Genomic DNA, 4,224 nt, shown 5'->3' on the forward strand with positions numbered 1-4,224 from the left:
CACTACGGTCGGGCGCGCAGCAGCGCCAGGCCGAAGCCGATGAAGATGGTGCCGACGACGCGGTCGAACACCTTGCGCAGGCCCGGGCGTGCCAGATAACTGGCCAGGCCCCGCCCACCGGCGGCGTACACCGCGTACCAGAACATCTCCATCAGCGCGAAGGTGCCCACCAGGACCACGAACTGCGGCAGCTGCGGCTGGGTCAGGTCGACGAACTGCGGCAGGAACGCCGAGGCGAACAACAACAGCTTGGGGTTGCTGATGCCGATGATGAAGCCATCGCGGAACAGGATGCGCCGCTTGCTCGGCGTGATCGCCGCGGTGCTGCCAACATCGATCGGCGCGTCACCGCCGCGCCAGGCCTTGATGCCCAGATAAACCAGGTAGGCCACGCCGGCATAGCGCAGCACGTCGAACACCATCGGCGAGGCCTTGAGTACCGCGCCCAGCCCGGCGGCGGAAATCGACAGCGCCAGCACCAGTGCGCTCAGGCACCCGGCCATGGCCGCGATGCTGCGGCGGAAGCCCACGCGCACGCTGCGGGTCATCACGTGCAGCATGTTGGGCCCCGGGGTGCCGCACAGGACGAATACGGTGACGGCGAAGATCCACCAGGTATGCAGGTTCATGGCAACAGTCATTGGAAAGGGTGGTGCCGGCCGCTGACCGGCTCGGCCATGATGCCTGACGGATAAAGCAGCAGCACGGCAAACATGCGCAATGGCCGGTGTGTGCAACGCATTTGTCTGCCCTTCAACGCAGCCGGGCATGGCCCGGCTCTACCGGATGGACGAACCGGGGCGCCGTGATGGCGCCCCGGTGGCATCACACGTACATCAACCGGCGATCAGAACCGCAGATCCGCGCGCATGTACCAGTAGCGCCCACGCGGGATGTCGTAGGTGGATGCGTCGTAGCCGTTGAGCGAGCACGACAGGCAGATTGGCGGGTCCTTGTCGAACACGTTGTTCAAGCCGGCGCTGAGCTGCAGGCCCTTCATCCAGTCCACCTTGTAGCCCACCTGCAGGTCATGGAAGGTGGTGGCATCAAGCGTGTTGGTGCCTTCCTGCTGGTTGCTGCACACCGGGAACGCCACGGCGTCGCCGCAGTCTTCGGTGAGCTCGGAAATGTGCCGCACGGTCCAGGACGCGCTCCAGTTGGCCAGGGCCCAGCTCAGCGTCGCGTTGCTGGTCCACTCCGGGATCGAACTGTCGGCCACTTCCACGCCCGGTTTCTGCGGCTGCCGCTGGCCCGCCGCACCCAGCGCTTCATAGCGCCCCACGAAGGTGTTCTGCCAGCCCAGCTTGAACTGGCCGACGTCGCTCTGCGGGAACGTCCAGAACAGGTCCACGTCCCAGCCGTCGGTCTTGATCGAGCCCAGGTTGGTGAGCCGGTTGTTGAAGCTGCTCACCGCACCGGTGGACGCGCGGCTGATGCCCTCGCAGTAGACCGGGTCCAGGGTTTCCACGCACAGGTCCAACTGGGTCTGCGCGTTGATGGCCTGGATGGCGCCTTCGATGGTGTGGCGGTAGAACGTCACTTCCACGTCGAAACGCTCCGACCACGACGCATCGTTGCCGAACCACGGGCTCCACACGAACCCGGCACTGAAGCTGCGCGAGCGTTCCGGGTCCAGTTCGGCGTTGCCGCCGGTGGTGACCGAGATCTGCGAGTTGGCCTGTTGGAAGCCGGTCGGTACGCCGAGCGCGGCGCAGTTGGCCGGATTGCCACGCGGTGCGGTACCGCCCAGGCCGATCGAGCACGGGTCGAACAACTGCAGGTCGGCACGCGCCGCCGAGCCATACAGCTCACCGATGGACGGTGCGCGGAAGCCTTCGGCGTAGCTGGTACGCAGCACGAAGTCATTGGTCACCTGCCAGCGCAGGCCGTACTTGGGGGTGAACTCGCCGCCGAAGGTGGAGTAGTCCGAGTAGCGCCCGGCCAGGCTCAGGTCGAGCTTCTCGCCGATCGCGCTCTTGGCGAAGATCGGCACGCTCAGCTCCAGGTACGCTTCATTGACGTCGTAGGAACCGGAGGTGGGCAGCGACGGCACGCCGTTGTAATGGCCGATCACGGTGAGCGGATCAGGATCGTAGCGGCCCTCGTACTTGCGGTATTCGTAGCCGGTGGCGAACGACACCGGGCCGGCCGGCAGGGTGAACAGGTCACTGCTCAGGTTGGCGGTGAACAGGCTCAACTCGTTCTGGCTGCGGTCGCGCACCACCGGCTGGATCCAGTCCAGCATCGCCGGGGTGATCGACCCGGCGCCCCCGAAGATGTTCAACGGCACGCAGCCGGGCGTGGCCGCGCATACCGCCGGGTCGCCCAGGGCCATGTTCACTTTGAAGATGTCATAGCTGCCGTAGTTGGTCTGCTCGGCCTTGTTCTTGCTGTACATGCCGTTGACGTCCCAGAACCAGCTGCGGCTGCCGGCCTCGAACTGGCCCACCAGGCCGGTGGCGAAGTACTGGGTGTTGACCTCCTGCTCGAAGATGCGCGCACCGCCCTCCACCGGGCGCCGGCCGATCAGGCTCATGTTGCCCGAGGACACCAGGTCGAACCCGAACGGGTTGTACGGGTTGAGCGCGGACACCACGATGTTGTCGGCCAGCGGGTTGCCGGTGGCGCCATCGGGGCCGAAGAACAGCGGCTCGGGGCCGGCCTGGTTGGTCGATTCGCGGCGGTTGCCCAGCGCCTTGATGTACCACTGGATGTTGTCGGTGATGTCGAAACGGAACTGGCCGAAAATGCCCTTACGTTCCGACGGCGTCAGCACCATGTTGTATTCGGCGAAGTTGAAGCGGTCGGCCGAGGTGAAGCAGTGGTAGTCGTCGGTGCGGCTGCAACCGGCACTGCCGTCGTAGCGTGGGTTGCTTGCCCCGGTGTTGGGCACGATGTCCTGCTCGGCCCCGGTGTTGGGGTCGACGAAGGCGAAGCGGCCCTGCGGAATGCCACCGCTGCCGAAGGCCAGCCCGGTGCCCGGGATCGGGAAGCGCGACTGCTCGCGGTCGCGCGCGTACACCGGGTCCTGCTTGGTCCAGCTGGCGCCCAGGAACAGGGTGTAGCGGTCGCCGCTGGTGCCCCAGGCCAGGTCCACGCCCTTCTGGGTGCCATCGCCCTTGCTGTACTCGCCGTAGTTCAGCGTGACCTGGCCGCCATCGAATTCGCGCCGGGTGATGATGTTGACCACGCCGGCGATGGCGTCGGAGCCGTACAACGACGACGCGCCGTCTTCGAGCACTTCGATGCGCTCGACGATCGCCAGCGGAATGGTATTGAGATCGGTGGCCGCGCCCACGCCGGAGGCCGAGGATTCGTTGACCCAGCGGATGCCGTCCACCAGCACCAGCACGCGCTTGGCCCCCAGGTGGCGCAGATCGACCTGGGCCGAACCGGCGCCCACGCCGCTGCCGTCAGGCGGGAAGCCGAAGTTGCCGGAGGAATTGAATTTGGCGTTCAACGCCGACCCGGACCCGGTGAGCTGCTGCAGCACTTCACCAATGGAGTTCATGCCGGTGCGTTCGATCTCGGCGCGGGTCAGGGTCTGGATCGGTACCTGGCCTTCCACTTCGGCGCGCTTGATGCGGCTGCCGGTCACCTCGACGCGGTCCAGCTCGGTGGTGGTTCGGGGCGTTTCCTGCGCGCCGGCCAGCGCGGGCACGGCCAACAACAGACACAGCGATACAGCGACCGCCAAGGGGCGGTAGTGCAGGTCGTTCATTCGCTCTCTCCACAAAGGAATGTTGGTCTGGGCTGCCGCACCCCCCTGCATGGCGGCAACGTCTCCTTTGTAAACAAACGGTAAACGGGCCGACGTGATGGACGACACTATTTCACGCGGATGCGACAAATCCGAACAGGCAACAAGCCCGCCCTGCAAGGCTTTTCGGGAGGCCGTCGTCGCGACGTACCCCGCAACGAGGCATGGTCTGGAACGGACGCAACACGCATCAGCGCGCGTGCACGCCACTCAGTCGTCCGCGTCGATCCCCAGGCCCGACATCAGCCCGGCGTTGTCCACGGCAACCATCACCTCGGACAGGGCCTGGTAGTCGGTGTCACCGGTGGTGCGCAGCCGCACGGTCGGGCGCTGCTGCGCCGGCAGGGTAGAAAAGACCTGCAGTTGCGCTGCCACTGCGCCCAACGGCAGCGGGACGCCGTTCCAGCGCAGGTGATTGGCCGCGTCCAGCGACAGTTCGATCGGGAGCGGACGCGGTGCATACG

At 66.1% G+C, this 4,224-nt stretch carries 3 protein-coding genes; all 3 read right to left on the reverse strand.

The window, feature by feature from the left end; genetic code table 11:
• Positions 1–2: 2 nt before the first annotated feature.
• Positions 3–629 carry a LysE family translocator gene (locus ACXJKH_RS16150; RefSeq protein WP_256777065.1) on the reverse strand — a complete coding sequence of 209 codons (627 nt, stop codon included), beginning with the start codon at positions 627–629 and terminating at the stop codon, positions 3–5.
• A gap of 218 nt (positions 630–847) precedes the next feature.
• On the reverse strand, positions 848–3,721 hold the full coding sequence (locus ACXJKH_RS16155) for a TonB-dependent receptor plug domain-containing protein (protein ID WP_457320815.1): 2,874 nt from the start codon (positions 3,719–3,721) through the stop codon (positions 848–850).
• Positions 3,722–3,970: 249 nt separating this feature from the next.
• On the reverse strand, positions 3,971–4,224 hold a 254-nt coding region (locus ACXJKH_RS16160), incomplete at its 5' end, for an ExbD/TolR family protein (protein ID WP_457320818.1).

It is taken from the genome of Stenotrophomonas sp. P5_B8 (genome assembly GCF_054049855.1).

What these genes read in the sequence shown, in the direction of transcription:
- ACXJKH_RS16155 (WP_457320815.1), bottom strand. Translation starts at nt 3,721, where the DNA reads ATGAACGACCTGCACTACCGCCCCTTGGCGGTCGCTGTATCGCTGTGT.
- ACXJKH_RS16150 (WP_256777065.1), bottom strand. Translation starts at nt 629, where the DNA reads ATGAACCTGCATACCTGGTGGATCTTCGCCGTCACCGTATTCGTCCTG.